The organism is Friedmanniella luteola, from assembly GCF_900105065.1.
GTDB classification, from domain to species: domain Bacteria; phylum Actinomycetota; class Actinomycetes; order Propionibacteriales; family Propionibacteriaceae; genus Microlunatus; species Microlunatus luteolus.
Map to the genome: position 1 here is coordinate 2,562,415 of NZ_LT629749.1, position 14,536 is coordinate 2,576,950.

Consider the following 14,536-nt stretch of genomic DNA (forward strand, 5'->3'; position numbering starts at 1 on the left):
AGCGCCACACCCCGGGACATCTTCTGGATCGGGGTCAGAGGAGGAGAACTCGTGAACGTACGTCGAAAGCTCGGCCTGGCGACCGCCTGCATCGCGGCGCTGGCGCTGAGCGCCTGCGGCTCGGACTCGCTGAGCGGCGAGCCCGCCGGCGCGGGAGCGCCCTCGGTGTCGGTCAGCTCGGACGCGGACCTGGCGTCGAAGCTGCCGGCGGACATCCGCGAGGCCGGGGTGATCAAGGTGGGCACGGACGCCAGCTACGCCCCCAACGAGTTCCTGGCCGGCGACGGCAAGACGGTGCAGGGCATGGACGTCGACGTCTTCAACGCCGTGGCGGCCAAGCTGGGCGTCAAGGCCGAGTTCCAGCCGGCCGACTTCTCCTCGATCATCACCGGCGTGCAGGGCAACAAGTACGACGTCGGCGTCTCGTCGTTCACCATCAACGACGAGCGCAAGCAGCAGGTCAACATGATCAGCTACTTCTCCGCCGGCACCCAGTGGGCCACGGCCGCCGGCAACCCGAAGGGCATCGACCCCGAGAACGCCTGCGGCACGACGGTCGCCGTGCAGACCGGCACCGTGCAGGAGACCGACGACCTGCCGGCGCGGCAGAAGCAGTGCGGCGCCGACAAGATCGAGATCCTCCAGTTCAAGGGCCAGGACCAGGCCACCAGTGCGGTCGTGACGGGCAAGGCGGACGCCATGCTGGCCGACTCCCCCGTCGTCGCCTACGCGGTGAAGCAGTCCGCCGGCAAGCTCGAGACGCTGGGCGACATCTACGAGGCCGCCCCGTACGGCTACGTCGTGCCCAAGGAGGAGACGGAGTTCGCGGACGCGCTCGCCGCCGCCCTGGCGGCCGTCGAGGCCGACGGCAGCTACCAGGCCGCCCTCACCAAGTGGGGCGTCGAGCAGGGCGCCATCACGGACTTCGCCGTCAACCCATGACCACGACAGCGCCGGCCGCACCACCGGTCGCCGAGGAGCGGCCGGGCCTGATCGAGGCCCGGCCGGTCCGGCACCCGTGGCGCTGGGTGGCGATCGCGGTGCTGGCGGTGCTGGCCCTGATGCTGGTCAACCTGCTGGTCAACAACGAGGCGTTCAACTGGCCGTTCGTCTTCCAGGCCATGAACCAGAGCCCGGTGCTCGAGGGCTTCTGGAAGGGCACGATCATCGTGACGGTCCTGGCGATGGTGTTCGGCGTCGCGCTGGGCGTGCTGCTGGCCGTCATGCGGCTCTCCGACAACCCGGTGCTGCGCGGGGTCTCCTGGGTCTACACCTGGTTCTTCCGGGCCATCCCGCGCTACGTGCTGCTGACGATCATGGGCGCGCTGGGCATCCTCTTCCAGCAGGGCATCGCGATCGGCGTGCCGTTCGACTGGCTGATCATCGACTGGCTCGGCCTGTCCGGGGACTGGCGCATCGCCACCTTCGACGCCAACGCCCTCTTCGTCGGCCTGGCCGGCGGGGTGATCGGGCTGGCCGCGTCCGAGGCCGCGTACATGGCCGAGATCGCGCGCGCCGGCATCCTCAGCGTCGACAAGGGCCAGATGGAGGCCGCGCAGGCGCTGGGCATGAGCCGCGGCAAGGCCATGCGGCGGGTCGTGCTGCCCCAGGCGATGCGGGTGATCGTGCCGCCGACGGGCAACGAGACGATCGCGATGCTCAAGGACACCTCCCTGCTGCTGGCGATCCCCGTCGGCACCGAGCTGTTCTTCCAGCTCCAGGCGATCGGCAGCCGCACCTACCAGACCTTCCCGGTGCTGGTGGCGGCGACGCTGTTCTACCTCCTCGCCTCGAGCGTGCTGATGGTCGGCCAGGCCTACCTGGAGAAGCGGTTCGGCCGCGGCTTCGGCACCACGGTGAGCTCGGACGCCGACCAGGCGGTCAAGGGCCTGGCGGCGGGGTCGGCCAAGTGAGCGGCGCGAGCGCGGTCGGAGCGCCGGCCGAGCACCTGGTGCGGGCGGTCAACGTCACCAAGTCCTTCGGCAGCAACGAGGTGCTCAAGGGCATCGACCTGACCGTCGACCCCGGGGAGGTGGTCTGCCTGCTGGGCCCGAGCGGCTCGGGCAAGACGACGTTCCTGCGGCTGATCAACCAGATGGAGACCCTGACCGGCGGGCGGATCTGGGTCGGCGGCGAGCTCGTCGGGATCGAGGAACGCGGTGGCCGCCTGCACATGCGGACGGACGCCGACATCGCCCGGCAGCGCTCGCGGATCGGCATGGTGTTCCAGCGCTTCAACCTCTTCCCGCACATGACGGCGATCGAGAACGTCATGGAGGCGCCCGTCCAGGTCAAGCGGCTGCCGAAGGCCACCGTCCGGCAGGAGGCGGAGCGGCTGCTCGACCTGGTGGGGCTGGCCGACCGGGCGGGCTTCTACCCCAGCCAGCTCTCCGGCGGGCAGCAGCAGCGGGTCGCCATCGCCCGGGCGCTCGCGATGAAGCCCGAGCTGATGCTGTTCGACGAGCCCACCTCCGCGCTGGACCCCGAGCTGGTGGGCGAGGTCCTCGGCGTGATGCGCAGGCTGGCCGAGGAGGGGACGACGATGATCGTCGTCACCCACGAGATGAGCTTCGCCCGCGGGGTCGCGGACCGGGTGGTCTTCATGGACCAGGGCGTCGTCGTCGAGGAGGGCCCACCTGACGCGGTGCTGCTGCACCCGCGGGAGGAGCGCACCCGCACCTTCCTGCAGCGGGTCAAGGCCGAGGCCCAGGCCGAGGCCGAGCGGGACGCGGAGCTCGCCGCCACCCTGGAGGAGGCGGGCTGAGGTCGCTCGCCCGAGCCGACCGTCGCCGGAGCCCGACTCCGTCGCCCGAGCTCGTCGAAGGCCCTTCGACAGGCTCAGGAAGCGGGGTCGGCCCAGGGCGCGGGGTCGGCCCAGGGCGCGGGGTCGGCTCAGGCCGTGGGGTCGCCCGGTCGGGGGGTGCCCTCGGCGAGGAAGGCCCGGGTGGAGGACGGCGCGAGCAGGCAGACCAGCACGGCCAGGGCCACCAGGCCCATCACCAGGCCGGCCGCGGTGGTCGGCGGCTGGCGGAAGCTGTAGCCGAGCAGCAGCAGGACCAGCTGGGTGACCACGGCGAGGCCACGGCTCCACCGGCGGCCGAGGGCGACCCCGCGGGCGACGAGCCCGAGCAGCACGCCGTAGCCGAGCATGATCACCGTGACGCCCAGGCCCATCACGGCCCGGACCGGCGAGATGTTGCTCGCCTCCAGCACCCCGAAGACGAGGGCCGCGAGCGCCTCCACCCCGAGCAGCGCGGCGGCCAGGAGCAGGAGCCGGGCGCGGCCGGCGGGCGTCGTCACCGATCCAGCCTACGGCGCGCGCCCGGGCGCAGGACCTCTCACGGGCGGCGCCCCGGGGAGACCTGGGGGAGATTCGGCCGTAACCCGGTCGAAATGTGAGGCACCCGACGCGCCAAACCCTTGTGCGCGACCGAGATACTTGAAAAGGTTGCATCCGAAGCCGAGTTCATCAGTGTAGAGGACGGGGCTCCGGACCTTCCCGGGCGCGCGAGATCGGCCCGAGTAACCGAGTAAGGAGCGAGCAAACGATGGATTGGCGCCACAAGGCCGCCTGTCTGGACGAGGACCCCGAGCTGTTCTTCCCGATTGGGAACACCGGACCGGCCCTCCTCCAGATCGACGAGGCCAAGCAAGTCTGCCGGCGGTGCGACGTGCGCGACGCGTGCCTGCAGTGGGCGCTGGAAGCAGGCCAGGACCACGGGGTCTGGGGCGGACTCAGCGAGGACGAGCGCAGGGCGCTGAAGCGTCGTGCTGCGCGGGCCCGCATCCGCACCGCGTAGGAGCACCGGCAGCCCGCACAGCGGACCGCCAGGACGTCGGGAGAGCTTCTCCCGGCGTCCTTCTCACGTCCGGGGGCGGACGCCGCTCAGACCGGGATCTCGAAAACGGCCCGGGTGCCGGGTCGACCCTCGGGCTGGGCGCCGATCTCGAAGGTGCCCTCCATCTCCGCGATCAAGGTGTTGACGATGGAGAGCCCGAGGCTCCGGGACTGCCGCCAGTCGAAGTCGGCGGGCATCCCCAGGCCGTCGTCGCTGATCTCCACCCGTAGCCGGCCGTCGCGCCGGCTCGGCAGCACGAGCACCTCGCCCGAGCCCTCGGCGAGCCCGTGCTCCACCGCGTTCTGGCACAGCTCGGTGACCACCATCGACAAGCCGGTGGCCATGTCGGCCGACACCACGCCGAAGGTCCCCCGGCGCACCGCCGACACCCCGACGGCGGTGGAGGACACGTCCCCGACCATCTTGAGCAGGCCGTCGGCGACCTTGTCGAACTCGACCGCCTCGTCGAAGGCCTGCGAGAGCGTCTCGTGCACGATGGCGATCGAGGCCACCCGCGACGTCGCGTCGTTCAGCGCCACCTTCGCCTCGGGCGACTCCATCCGGCGCGCCTGCATGCGCAGCAGCGCCGCGACCGTCTGCAGGTTGTTCTTGACCCGGTGGTGGATCTCGCGGATCGTCGCGTCCTTGGTGACGAGCTGGCGCTCCTTGCTGCGGATGTCGCTGACGTCGCGGCAGAGGACGATGGCGCCGACCCGCTCGCGGCCGTCGAGCAGCGGCAGCACCCGGACCATCAGGTGCGCGTCTCCGGAGACCAGCTCGGTGCGGCGGGCGGTCCGGCCGGCCAGCACCGAGGTGACCGAGTCGTCCACCGGTCCCGGACCCGTGGGGACCAGGGACGCGGTCAGGCTCGGCAGGTGCTCGTCGACCAGGTCGCCGATCTGGCCCAGCCGGCGGTAGGCGCTCAGCGCGTTGGGGCTCGCGTACTCGACCTCACCACCGGCGTCGACGCGGATGAACCCGTCCCCGACCCGCGGGCTGAAGGCCAGGTTGGAGGAGTCGGCGGGCATCGGGAAGGCGCCGACCGTGACCATCCGGGCCAGCAGGTCGCCGGTACCGGTGTAGGCCGACTCCAGCGAGCTGGGCGAGCGCACCCCGAGCTGGCTGGTGTGCTGCTCGACCACCGCGATCACCCGGTCGGCCAGCTTCACCGGGATGGCGTGGGTGTCGACGGGCATCCCCGCCTGCAGCTTGGCGGCGCTGGTGCGGGTGATCTGCCCGCTGCCGAAGGCCTCGGAGACCAGGTGCTCCGGGGAGTAGGCGATGAGGTCGCCGACGACGTCGTCGAGCAGCGCCGTGGGCCCGGTGTTGGGGCGGATCTGCGCGGCGGCCCAGAAGACGTTCTCGTCGCGGTCGGGCACCCACAGCACGAGGTCGGAGAACGACAGGTCGGCCAGCAGTTGCCACTCCGACACCAGCATCTTCAGCCAGCGCTGGTCGGCGTCCGAGAGGTCGGTGTGCTCGGCGACGATCTCGGACATGGACGGCATGGGCGCCACTTTAGTGGCGCACGACAGGCCTCCCCGCCAGCCCCGCCACGCCGGACCGGGGCTGCTGCCCGGCCCCCGGAGCGGGCAGTAGCGTGCACTCGGGTCACGCGGTCGTGGCCGCCCCGAGGAGGCAACGATGGACGAGGTAGCAGCACGCCGGGTCGACCCCGGCGGTACGGATCCGCGGTGGCGGATCACCCCCACCAAGATCGCCGTGGCCGGGATCTTGCTGGTCGGCATCGTGGCGCCGCTGCTGGTCGGCACCTACGACCGGGTGGAGCCCCGGCTGTTCGGGTTCCCCTTCTTCTACTGGTACCAGCTGCTCTGGGTCTTCATCGCCGCCGCGCTCTGCGCCCTCAGCTTCTGGCTGCTGCGACGTGAACGGCTGGCCCACGAGCGCCGCACAGGGACCGGTGAGCAGCGGTGAACGTCGACTGGGTGGCCCTGGTCGTCGTCATCGTGCTGTTCGCGGTGGTGACGGTGATGGGGTTCATGGCGGCGCGCTGGCGCCGGCCGGCGAACCTGGAGTCGCTGCACGAGTGGGGCCTGGGCGGCAAGAGCTTCGGCACGGTCACCACGTGGTTCCTGCTGGGCGGCGACCTCTACACCGCGTACACCTTCATCGCCGTCCCCGCGGCCATGTGGGCGACGGGAGCGGTGTCCGGCTTCTTCGCCGTGCCGTACACCATCGTCCTGTACCCGGTGATCTTCTTCTTCCTGGGCCGCATGTGGTCGGTGGCGCACCGGCACGGCTACATCACGACCGCCGACATCGTGCAGGGCCGCTACGGCACCCGCAGCCTCAGCCTGGCCGTCGCCGTCACCGGCATCCTCGCGACGATGCCCTACATCGCGCTGCAGCTGGTCGGCATCCAGGCCATCCTCGAGGTGCTGGGCGTCGGCGGGCAGAGCCTGCTGGCCCGCGACCTGCCGCTGCTGATCGCGTTCGCGGTCCTGGCGGCCTACACCTACTCCTCGGGCCTGCGGGCGCCGGCCATGATCGCCGTGGTCAAGGACCTGCTGATCTACATCGTCATCTTCGTCGCGATCATCCACCTGCCCGGCCTGTTCGGCGGCTGGAGCAGCATCTTCGACGCCGCCCAGACCAAGATGGCCACCCCGTCGGCGGCGAACCCGGCCGTCCCCACGGGCGTCTTCATCCCCGGGCCGACCCAGCACTGGGCCTACGCCTCGCTGGCCCTGGGCTCGGCTCTGGCCCTGTTCATGTACCCGCACTCGGTGACGGCGGCGCTCAGCTCCAAGGACCGCAGCACCGGGCGCCGCAACGCCGCGATCCTGCCGGCCTACTCGCTGCTGCTGGGCCTGCTCGCCCTGCTGGGCTACGTCGCGATCAAGGCCGGCACGAAGCCGATCGGGCTGGACGGCAAGGTGAACCCGCAGCTGGTCATCCCGCAGCTGTTCGAGGACCACTTCCCCAGCTGGTTCACCGGCGTGGCCTTCGGGGCCATCGCGGTCGGGGCGCTGGTGCCCGCGGCGATCATGTCGATCGCGGCCGCGAACCTGTTCACGCGCAACATCTACAAGGCCTACCTGCGGCCGGAGGCCACCGACGCCACCGAGGCGAAGGTCTCCAAGATCGTCTCCCTGGTCACGAAGGTCGGCGCCCTGCTGTTCGTGCTGCTGCTCGACAAGCAGAACGCGCTGAACTTCCAGCTGCTCGGCGGGGTGTGGATCCTGCAGACCCTGCCCTCGATCGTCTTCGGCCTCTTCACCCGGTGGTTCCACCGCTGGGCGCTGCTGGCCGGCTGGGCGGTCGGCATGCTCTACGGCACCATCACCGCCTACGGCGGCTGCACGGCCTGCACCACGCGGCCGTTCGGCAACTCCCTCGCGGTGGTGCCGGGCCTGGGCGACGCCGGCTACATCGGCCTGACGGCGCTGGCGCTGAACGTCGTCGTCGCCGTCGTGCTGAGCGCCCTGCTGAACGGCGCGCGGGTGGCCAACGGCACCGACATCACCAGCCAGTCCGACTACTTCGCCGACGTCGGCGACCCGGGCGTGGAGCCGGTGCTGGCCGCCGACAAGCCGCTGCACTGACCACCCGGTCCCGCCGCCGTCCGGCGGCGGGGCCGGGCGGCGCCGGTGTGGCAGAATGGTCGGCCGTGCCCCGGGCCACCGCGCTCCGGGACGCGCACCGACCGCACATGTGAGGAGGCACGGATGGGTAAGACTGGCCGCAAGCGCCGCGCCCGCAGGAAGAAGGGCGCGAACCACGGCAAGCGCCCCAACGCCTGAGGCGACGCGCCGACGAGCACTTCGTCTGACGACGACGAGACCCCCGCGGGCAACCCGCGGGGGTCTCGTCGTCCTCGCGCCCGGTCGCGCCCGGGCTCAGTCCTGCTGCGCGTGCGCGGTCGCCTGCGCCGCCGCCAGCTGGCCCAGCACCTTCGTGCGCAGCGCGCTCGGGGCCTTGTCGCCCCCGCAGCACCGGTTCACCAGGCTCTTGACGGCCTGCTCGACGTCGTAGCGGTCCAGGCAGGGCTCGCAGGCCACGAGGTGCGCCCGGATCTCATCACTGCTGGCCGAGTCGAGCTCCTGGTCCAGGAACTGGTGCACCCGCGCGAGCATGTGCTCGCAGTCGGCGCTCGTGGTGCTCTGGTCGCTCACTTCGATCCCCCCTGACGAACCATCCCGCGGTCACGCGCGTAGTCGGCGAGCAGCGCCCGCAGCTGGGTGCGGCCGCGGTTGAGCCGCGACATCACCGTGCCGATGGGCGTGCCCATGATCCCAGCGATCTCCTTGTAGGAGAAGCCCTCGACGTCGGCGAGGAACACCGCGAGCCGGAAGTCCGGGGCGAGCTGCTGCAGCGCCTCCTTGACGTCGGAGTCGGGCAGGTTCTCCAGCGCCACCGTCTCGGCGGACTTGAGGCCGCTCGAGGTGTGCGACTCCGCCCGGGCCAGCTGCCAGTCCTCGACGTTCTCCCCGTCGGACAGCTGCGGCTGGCGCTGCTTCTTCCGGTAGGAGTTGATGTAGGTGTTGGTGAGGATCCGGTACAGCCAGGCCTTGAGGTTCGTGCCCGGCGTGAACTGGTGGAACGAGCCGTACGCCTTGGCGAAGGTCTCCTGCACTACGTCCTCGGCGTCGGCCGGGTTCCGCGTCATCCGCATCGCCGCCGCGTACAGCTGGTCGAGGTACTGCAGCGCCTCGGTCTCGAACCGGAGCGTCCGCTCGGCGTCGGTCTCGGTGCTGCGCGGGTCGACCGGGTCGGCGACCGGTGCGTCGGTCACGGCCCCGCTGGGGGTGGAACTCGTCGGGATGCTCATCACGTACGAGAGTACCGGCGAGCGTCCGGGCAGTGTCGGCTGCTCGGTCACACCCGGCATGGTCATCGGCATGCCGGTACAACGCGAGCCGACCGGCGCTATTCCCCGTCCGCGCCCGAGCGTGCCGGACCCGCCCCGAGCAGGCCGGCCACCTCGGCGACCAGCCGGTCCCGCAGGTCCGCCGGGGTGAACGGCGCGCCGGCCGGCAGCCGGTACCCGTGGTCGGCGCCGGGCAGCTCGACCACGACCACCCCGGGGTCCCCCGCCGCCGCAGCGCGCACCTCGGCGGGCCCGCCGAAGGTGTCCCGGGTGCCCTGGAGCACCAGCCGCGGAACGGCGGGCGCCAGCAGCTCGACGGCCCGGGAGCGGTCCGGGCGGCCGGGCGGGTGCAGCGGGAAGGCCAGGCAGACCACGGCGGCGGCGCCCGTCGCGGCGGCGGTGCGGCAGGCCACCCGCGCGCCGGAGCTGCGTCCCCCGGTGGCCAGGGGCAGGCCCGCCGGGAGTGCGGACCGCAGCACGGGCAGCGCCTCCGACCAGGCCTCGTCCAGCCGCGGAGGGGCGACGGCGACCCGGCGGCCGGCCGTCCGCCAGGGCTGCTCGAAGCGGGCCACGGTCACCCCGAGCGGGGGCAGCCGGCGGGCCAGCACCGCCAGGTCGGCCGCCTCCGGCCCGCCGCCCGCCCCGTGGCCCAGCACCAGGGCGGCGCCGACGTCGTCGGCCTCGTCGAGCAGCCAGTGGGCGGGACCCTGGGCCGTGACCACCGGCAGATCGCGGGTGCTCAGAGCAGCCGGTCCTGCTCGGGCGGGTCGGCCGGCGCGTCGTCCCGCACCGTCGGCCCCGCCTCGGCGAGGGGCTCCAGCAGCGACGGGTCGTTGTTCTGCACCTTGTTGACGGCGGTGGAGACGGCGTAGGCCTCGAGCTCGGCCGCGTCGGTGACCGACAGCAGGCCGAGGGCCTGCTCCGGGTCGGTGAGCGCGGGGTCCAGCCACCCGTCGACGGCGTCGGCGGGCACGACGAGCGGCATCCGGTCGTGGATGTGTCCGGCCGCGTCGGTGGCCCGGGTCGTGATCACCGAGCAGGTGCGGAGCCAGGCCGTGTCGTCGTCCCGGTCCTTGGTGGGGTCGCGCCAGATCTCGTAGAGGCCGGCCATCACCAGCAGCCCGCCGTCGGCCCGGTGCAGGAAGAACGGCTGCTTGGCGGGCTTCCGGCCGCCGGGCGGGGTCTCGGGCTCGTACCACTCGTAGAAGCCGGCGGCGGGCAGCAGGCACCGGCGGGACCGGAAGGCCTTCGCGAAGGCCGGCTTCTCGGCCACCGTCTCCAGCCGGGCGTTGATCATGCGCGCGCCGATCGAGCGCTCCTTGGCCCACGAGGGCACCAGGCCCCAGACCAGGGGCGCGAGCCGGCGGCGGACGTCCCCCGACGCCCGGTCGACCCGTTCGAAGACGGCGGGCACCGCCACGGTCGGGGCCACGTTGTAGTCCGGGCCGGGCAGGCCGTCGAGGATGTCGTCGACGTCGAACTCCTCGGCCAGCTGCCGGGGGCTCGCGGTGGAGGCGTAGCGACCGCACATGCCGGGCAGGCTACCGGGGGCGGGCCGGGGTTGGCTGGTCCCGGCCGGCACGGTAGGAATAGCCCATGACGTTGTTGCGCGCCGCCGCCCGTACCCTGCTCGCCTCCTACTTCGTCGCGAGCGGCTTCAAGTCCGTCCGGCACCCCGAGCTGCTCGTCCCGGCCGCCGAGCCGGTGACCGACAAGCTCGTGCCGTTCGTGAAGAAGTACGCCCCCGCCTCGGTGGCGGGCTACGTGCCGGAGGACGCGCAGACCCTCGTCCGGGTCAACGGCGCCGCCCAGCTCCTCGGCGGCCTGGCGCTCGCCACCGGCAAGGGCCGCCGGCTCGGCGCCGTGGTGCTCGCCACCTCGCTGATCCCCAGCACGCTGGCGAAGCACCCCTACTGGACGCGCACCGACCCGGTCGAGAAGGCCGAGGACCGGTCGCACTTCCTCAAGAACATCAGCCTGCTCGGGGGCGTGCTGCTCGCGGCCCGGGACACCGAGGGCCGGCCGGGCCTGGTCTACCTGGCCGCCAAGGGCGGCGAGAGCCTCGCCCGCGACACCCGCCGCACCACCCAGAAGCTGGGCCGTCGTGCCGGGGTGACCTCGGGCGCGCTCAGCAAGGGCGTCGGCAGCCTGACGGAGGCGGCCGGCGACCTGGCCGAGAACGTCGGCAAGGGCACCAGCCAGCTCGCCGACGGCGCACTGGCCAGCGGTGCGGCCCTGGTCGGGGCGGCCGTCGCCAGCTCCCGCAAGGCGCGCAAGCAGGCCTCCAAGCAGTTCAAGCAGGCCCAGGTGGCGGCCGCCAAGCAGCTCAAGGAGGCCCGCGAGGTCGCCGCCCAGCAGGCGGCGGTGGCCAAGAAGGAGGGCGCGAAGCGGGCCAAGGTCGCGGAGAAGGAGCGGGCCAAGCGCGACGCCGTGGCCGCCAAGGAGCGCGCCAAGCGCGACGCCGTGGCCGAGAAGCGCAACCGCCAGCAGATCAAGAAGGCCGCCGCCAAGGCCGAGAAGGTCAACAAGAACATCCACCGCGGCGAGAACTGAGACGTCCGGGTCTCGCCGCCGGGCCGGCCGGGCCCGGCGCGCCGGCCCGGGACCCTAGAATCGCCCCCGTGCCCAGCACCTCACCCCCGCAGCCCTGGGCCGCCCCTGAGGCGCCCGCCCCGATCAGCGCGACGGTCACCGTGCCCGGCTCGAAGTCGGAGACGAACCGCGCGCTGGTCCTGGCCGCCCTGGCCGACCGGCCGTCGGTGATCACCAACGGCCTCGACGCCCGTGACACCGTGCTGATGCGCGAGGCGCTGCGGACCCTCGGGGTGGTCATCGTCGAGAACGGCCGGCAGTGGCTGGTGACCCCACCGGCGCAGTTCACCGCGGGCGGGACCGTCCAGTGCGGTCTCGCCGGCACCGTCATGCGGTTCGTGCCGGCGCTGGCCGCACTGGCCGACGGCGACGTCCGCTTCGAGGGCGACGAGCAGGCCGCCTCCCGCCCCATGGCGCCGCTGCTCGACGCGCTCACCGCGCTGGGCGCCGACAGCCGGACCGACGGCGGGCCCGGCCTGCCCTTCACCGTCACCGGCCGGGCCGGGCTGCGGGGTGGGGCGGTGACCGTCGACGCCTCCACGTCCAGCCAGTACGTCTCCGCGCTGCTGCTGGTCGGCGCCCGCTTCGCCGACGGGCTGGACCTGCGCCACGTCGGCGGCCCGCTGCCGTCCCTGCCGCACATCGCCATGACCGTGGCCATGCTCCGCGAGCGGGGGGTGGCGGTCGACGACTCCGAGCCGGGCCGCTGGCGGGTCTCCCCCGGCGTCCTGCACGCCCACGACGTCGTCGTCGAGCCCGACCTGTCGAACGCCGCGCCCTTCCTGGCCGCGGCCGCCGTCACCGGCGGCATGGTGACGGTCCGGCACTGGCCGGCCGGCTCGCTGCAGCCGGGCGACCAGATCCGGGGCATCCTGCGGGCCTTCGGGGCCGAGGTCACCTGGTTCGAGGGCGACCTGACGGTCAGCGGCCGTCACTTCCTGCACGGCGTCGACCTCGACCTGCGGGAGGCCAGCGAGCTGACGCCCGTCGTCGCCGCGGTCGCCGCGCTCGCCGAGGGCACCAGCCGGATCAGCGGGGTCGGCCACATCCGCGGTCACGAGACGGACCGGCTGGCCGCCCTCGAGGCCGAGCTGTCCGCGCTCGGCTGCAGCGTCAGCAGCGACGACGACGGCCTGACCGTCAACCCGAAGCTGCTGGGCAGTGCCGTCTTCCACACCTACGCCGACCACCGGATGGCGCACGCCGCCGCCGTGCTGGGCCTGGTCGTCGCCGGGATCGTCGTCGACGACGTCAGCTGCACCAGCAAGACCATGCCGGAGTTCGTCGACCTGTGGGCCGCCATGGTGGCCGAGACCGACGCGGGGATCGAGACGGTCGGCGCGGTCGACCCCGAGCGGCCGGCCCCGTGAGCCGGGTGGTCGGCCCGTGACGTCCCGGCAGTTCCGCACCGACGAGAACGCCGCCTTCGAGCGGCCCCGGCGCCGCACCCGGCCCCGCACCAAGGACCGGCCGAGCTACTCCGAGGCCGAGGTCGGGGTGGTCATCACCGTCGACCGCGGCCGTTTCCGGGTGCTGCTCGGCGGTCACGAGACCACCGCCACCAAGGCGCGCCAGCTGGGCCGGACGGGCGTCATCGTCGGCGACCGGGTGCGGATCGTCGGGGACACCTCCGGGGAGGAGGGGACGCTCGGCCGGATCGTGGAGGTCGAGGAGCGGACGACCGTGCTGCGGCGGACGGCCGACGACGACGACCCCTACGAGCGGCCGATCGTGGCCAACGCCGACCAGCTGGTCATCGTCACGGCGCTGGCCGACCCGCCGCCGCGGACGGGGATGATCGACCGGATCCTGGTGGCCGGCTTCGACGCCGGGCTCGACCCGCTGCTCTGCCTGACCAAGGCCGACCTCGCCGGGCCCGAGGAGCTGCTGGCCCAGTACGAGCCGCTCGGCGTCCTCGTCCAGACGGTGCAGCCGGGTGCCGACCTCACCGAGCTGCGGGCCGCCCTGGCCGGCCGGACCAGCGTCTTCGTCGGGCACTCCGGCGTCGGCAAGTCGACGCTGGTCAACGCGCTGATCCCCGACGCCCACCGCGGCATCGGTGCGGTCAACGAGGTGACGGGCCGCGGCCGGCACACCTCCAGCTCGGCGATCGCGCTGCGGCTGCCCCCGGTCGCGGGCTCGGACGCGCGGGGCGCCGAGGACGGCGGCTGGGTCATCGACACCCCGGGCGTCCGGTCGTTCGGGCTGAGCCACGTCACCCGGGAGAGCATCATCGCGGCGTTCCCGGACCTCCAGGCGCAGACCGCGGGCTGCTCGCGCGGCTGCACCCACGAGACCGGGGTCCCCGAGTGCGGGCTGGACGCGGCCGTCGCGCGGGGCGAGCTGTCCCGGGCCCGGCTGGAGTCGTTCCGGCGGATGATCGACGCCGGCCAGTAGGTTGGCGGCCATGCCCCCCGAGAGCCCGCTGCACCGCAACCTGACCGACGACCTGCGGCTGGCCCACCTGCTCGCCGACGACGCGGACTCGATCACCATGAGCCGCTTCAAGGCCCTCGACCTGCGGGTGACGGCGAAACCGGACCTCTCCCCTGTCTCCGACGCCGACACCGCCGTCGAGGAGGCCATCCGGCGCACGCTCGGCAAGGCCCGACCGCGCGACGCCGTGCACGGCGAGGAGATGGCCGACACCGGGTGGGGGCCGCGCCGCTGGGTGGTCGACCCGATCGACGGCACCAAGAACTACGTCCGCGGCGTGCCGGTCTGGGCGACGCTGATCTCGCTGCTGGTCAACGACGAGCCGGTGGTCGGCGTGGTCAGCGCCCCGGCGCTCGGCCGGCGCTGGTGGGCCTCGCTCGGCGGCGGCGCCTACGCCGGCAAGTCGCTGATGAACCCCAGCCCCTGCCGCGTCTCGCAGGTCGCCGACCTCGCGGACGCGTCCCTGAGCTACGCGGAGCTCGGCGAGTGGGTCGCGTCCGGGCAGGGCCAGGGCTTCGTCGACCTGCTGCGCAGCTGCTGGCGGACGCGGGCCTACGGCGACTTCTGGTCCTACATGCTGCTGGCCGAGGGCGCGGTCGACATCGCCTGCGAGCCGGAGCTGGAGCTGCACGACATGGCCGCCTGCGCGATCGTCGTCACGGAGGCGGGCGGGCGGTTCACCGACCTCGACGGGCGCCCCGGCCCGCACGGCGCCGGCGCGTACGCCACCAACGGGCTGCTGCACGACACCGTGCTCGCGCACCTGCGGCCGCCCGGCCCGGAGGAGGACGAGGACGAGGAGCTCGGGGACGACCAGGTCGCCGGCTGAGGCCGCACC

Annotated in this window: 17 protein-coding genes; 11 read left to right on the top strand and 6 right to left on the bottom strand. The window is 73.0% G+C overall.

The annotated features are described in order from the left end of the window. The first annotated feature begins 51 nt into the window (after nt 1-51). From BLT72_RS12075 to BLT72_RS12085, 3 genes are read left to right on the top strand one after another with little or no spacing between them, the layout of a single operon-like run. Nucleotides 52-942: an ABC transporter substrate-binding protein gene (locus BLT72_RS12075; RefSeq protein WP_091413119.1), complete on the top strand. Its 891-nt coding sequence runs from the start codon at nt 52-54 to the stop codon at nt 940-942. Beyond that, on the top strand, nt 939-1,913 hold the full coding sequence (locus BLT72_RS12080) for an amino acid ABC transporter permease (protein ID WP_091413120.1): 975 nt from the start codon (nt 939-941) through the stop codon (nt 1,911-1,913). The genes BLT72_RS12075 and BLT72_RS12080 overlap by 4 nt, the downstream gene beginning before the upstream one ends. 35 nt (nt 1,914-1,948) lie before the next feature. Further along, nucleotides 1,949-2,764, top strand: a complete 816-nt coding sequence (locus tag BLT72_RS12085; protein WP_091417303.1) for an amino acid ABC transporter ATP-binding protein — start codon at nt 1,949-1,951, stop codon at nt 2,762-2,764. A gap of 128 nt (nt 2,765-2,892) precedes the next feature. On the opposite strand, the gene BLT72_RS12090 is transcribed toward BLT72_RS12085, so the two are convergent. After that, entirely contained in the window at nt 2,893-3,300 is a 408-nt protein-coding gene (locus BLT72_RS12090) for a hypothetical protein (RefSeq protein WP_091413121.1), read from the bottom strand. A 248-nt stretch (nt 3,301-3,548) separates the two neighbouring features. On the opposite strand from BLT72_RS12090, the gene BLT72_RS12095 reads away from it, so the two are divergent. Next, nucleotides 3,549-3,800 (top strand): WhiB family transcriptional regulator, encoded by a 252-nt coding sequence (locus tag BLT72_RS12095; RefSeq protein ID WP_091413122.1) that lies wholly within the window; start codon nt 3,549-3,551, stop codon nt 3,798-3,800. An 86-nt stretch (nt 3,801-3,886) separates the two neighbouring features. Here BLT72_RS12095 and BLT72_RS12100 read toward each other — a convergent pair whose 3' ends face one another. Continuing rightward, on the bottom strand, nt 3,887-5,347 hold the full coding sequence (locus BLT72_RS12100; protein WP_091413123.1) for a sensor histidine kinase: 1,461 nt from the start codon (nt 5,345-5,347) through the stop codon (nt 3,887-3,889). Between the two features lie 136 nt (nt 5,348-5,483). Between BLT72_RS12100 and BLT72_RS12105 the strand changes: the two genes are divergently transcribed. From BLT72_RS12105 to BLT72_RS23545, 3 genes are all read left to right on the top strand, one after another. Further along, the gene (locus BLT72_RS12105) at nt 5,484-5,774 is read left to right on the top strand and encodes a DUF3311 domain-containing protein (RefSeq protein WP_091413124.1); all 291 of its coding nucleotides are present in this window, start codon (nt 5,484-5,486) and stop codon (nt 5,772-5,774) included. After that, on the top strand, nt 5,771-7,405 hold the full coding sequence (mctP, locus tag BLT72_RS12110; RefSeq protein WP_280949219.1) for a monocarboxylate uptake permease MctP: 1,635 nt from the start codon (nt 5,771-5,773) through the stop codon (nt 7,403-7,405). The genes BLT72_RS12105 and mctP overlap by 4 nt, the downstream gene beginning before the upstream one ends. Nucleotides 7,406-7,528: 123 nt before the next feature. Beyond that, nucleotides 7,529-7,603 carry a 50S ribosomal protein bL37 gene (locus BLT72_RS23545; RefSeq protein ID WP_369797015.1) on the top strand — a complete coding sequence of 25 codons (75 nt, stop codon included), beginning with the start codon at nt 7,529-7,531 and terminating at the stop codon, nt 7,601-7,603. Between the two features lie 96 nt (nt 7,604-7,699). On the opposite strand, the gene rsrA is transcribed toward BLT72_RS23545, so the two are convergent. The 4 genes from rsrA to BLT72_RS12130 all read right to left on the bottom strand — a co-directional run bounded on the left by rsrA (nt 7,700) and on the right by BLT72_RS12130 (nt 10,201). Next, nucleotides 7,700-7,975 (bottom strand): mycothiol system anti-sigma-R factor, encoded by a 276-nt coding sequence (rsrA, locus tag BLT72_RS12115; protein WP_091413125.1) that lies wholly within the window; start codon nt 7,973-7,975, stop codon nt 7,700-7,702. Next, the gene (locus BLT72_RS12120; protein ID WP_091413126.1) at nt 7,972-8,631 is read right to left on the bottom strand and encodes a sigma-70 family RNA polymerase sigma factor; all 660 of its coding nucleotides are present in this window, start codon (nt 8,629-8,631) and stop codon (nt 7,972-7,974) included. Before BLT72_RS12120 ends, rsrA begins: the two co-directional genes overlap by 4 nt. Before the next feature lie 98 nt (nt 8,632-8,729). Beyond that, the gene (locus tag BLT72_RS12125; RefSeq protein WP_091413127.1) at nt 8,730-9,392 is read right to left on the bottom strand and encodes an alpha/beta hydrolase family protein; all 663 of its coding nucleotides are present in this window, start codon (nt 9,390-9,392) and stop codon (nt 8,730-8,732) included. A gap of 17 nt (nt 9,393-9,409) precedes the next feature. Then, nucleotides 9,410-10,201, bottom strand: a complete 792-nt coding sequence (locus BLT72_RS12130) for an SOS response-associated peptidase (protein WP_091413128.1) — start codon at nt 10,199-10,201, stop codon at nt 9,410-9,412. A 65-nt stretch (nt 10,202-10,266) separates the two neighbouring features. On the opposite strand from BLT72_RS12130, the gene BLT72_RS22755 reads away from it, so the two are divergent. From BLT72_RS22755 to BLT72_RS12150, 4 genes are all read left to right on the top strand, one after another. Further along, nucleotides 10,267-11,223 carry a DoxX family protein gene (locus BLT72_RS22755; protein ID WP_197677009.1) on the top strand — a complete coding sequence of 319 codons (957 nt, stop codon included), beginning with the start codon at nt 10,267-10,269 and terminating at the stop codon, nt 11,221-11,223. A 68-nt stretch (nt 11,224-11,291) separates the two neighbouring features. After that, entirely contained in the window at nt 11,292-12,632 is a 1,341-nt protein-coding gene (gene aroA / locus BLT72_RS12140) for a 3-phosphoshikimate 1-carboxyvinyltransferase (protein ID WP_091413129.1), read from the top strand. Nucleotides 12,633-12,648: 16 nt separating this feature from the next. Beyond that, a complete protein-coding gene (rsgA, locus tag BLT72_RS12145) occupies nt 12,649-13,659 on the top strand; it encodes a ribosome small subunit-dependent GTPase A (protein WP_091413130.1) in 1,011 nt (336 codons plus the stop codon). A gap of 10 nt (nt 13,660-13,669) precedes the next feature. Further along, the gene (locus BLT72_RS12150) at nt 13,670-14,527 is read left to right on the top strand and encodes an inositol monophosphatase family protein (protein ID WP_091413131.1); all 858 of its coding nucleotides are present in this window, start codon (nt 13,670-13,672) and stop codon (nt 14,525-14,527) included. Nucleotides 14,528-14,536: the final 9 nt, after the last annotated feature.